We start from the raw sequence: 1,147 nt of genomic DNA on the forward strand, positions 1-1,147 counted from the left end.
GTGCTGGCGCCGGACACCACGGTGCTGCCGCTGCCCTTCCATTCGGGCGCCGACCTGCTGACGATCGCCGCGCGCGAGCGCTGCAGCATCGCGCAGATCATGCGGCGCAACGAGCAGCATTGGCGCAGCGATGCCGAGATCGATGCCGGGCTGCTGCACATCTGGCAGGTGATGCAGGATTGCGTGGCACGCGGCTCGCGCACCGACGGCGTGCYGCCCGGCGGCTTCAAGGTGCGACGGCGCGCGGCCGACCTGCACCGGCAGCTGTCGTCGAACCCCGAGGCGGCGCTGCGCGATCCGCTGCAGGTGCTGGACTGGGTGAACCTGTACGCGCTCGCGGTGAATGAAGAGAACGCGGCCGGCGGGCGCGTGGTGACGGCGCCGACCAACGGCGCGGCCGGCATCGTGCCGGCGGTGCTGCACTACTACGCGCGCTTCGTCGCGGGCGCGACGCCGGCCGGCATCATCGATTTCCTGCTGACGGCCGCGGCGATCGGCATCCTCTACAAGGAGAACGCGTCGATCAGCGGGGCCGAGGTGGGCTGCCAGGGCGAGGTCGGCGTGGCCTGCTCGATGGCCGCCGGTGCGCTGTGTGCGGTGCTGGGCGGCACGCCCGAGCAGGTGGAGAACGCGGCCGAGATCGGCATGGAGCACCACCTGGGCCTCACCTGCGACCCGGTCGGCGGGCTGGTGCAGATCCCCTGCATCGAGCGCAACGCGATCGCGTCGGTGAAGGCGATCAACGCGGCGCGCATGGCGATGCGCGGCGACGGCACGCACCACGTGAGCCTCGACAAGGTCATCAAGACGATGCGCGACACCGGCGCGGACATGATGACGAAGTACAAGGAAACGGCACGGGGCGGGTTGGCGGTGAACATCGTGGAGTGCTGAGCCCCCTTCGCCCTGAGCTTCGCAAGCGTCCCGGGAAGTCCTGATGAACAGACGACCGCGGCTTGGGATGCTTCGCTGGAGCCTTGCTCGCTGGCCAGCGCGCTGCGGCCATCATGCGCCTCATCCAGACGGCGAAGCTCGACGCCCACGCCCCTTGCGCGTACCTGCGCGACGTGCTGACGCGCCTCCCGCCCCAACGGGCACGCGACATCGCGAATCTGCTGCCCCATCGCCGGGTGTCCGCAGGCTCGCA

Annotated in this window: 1 protein-coding gene and 1 pseudogene; both read left to right on the forward strand. The window is 70.4% G+C overall.

The genetic code is table 11. The features are described 5' to 3' along the window. Window positions 1-894: L-serine ammonia-lyase (locus AC1D12_RS33785; protein ID WP_477845442.1), on the forward strand; the 894-nt coding region annotated here is incomplete at its 5' end. 71 nt (window positions 895-965) lie between these two features. Then, a pseudogene (locus AC1D12_RS33790) lies at window positions 966-1,147 on the forward strand (transposase domain-containing protein); the annotation flags it as partial.

The sequence above is a fragment of the Rhizobacter sp. P1_G5 genome (assembly GCF_056405435.1).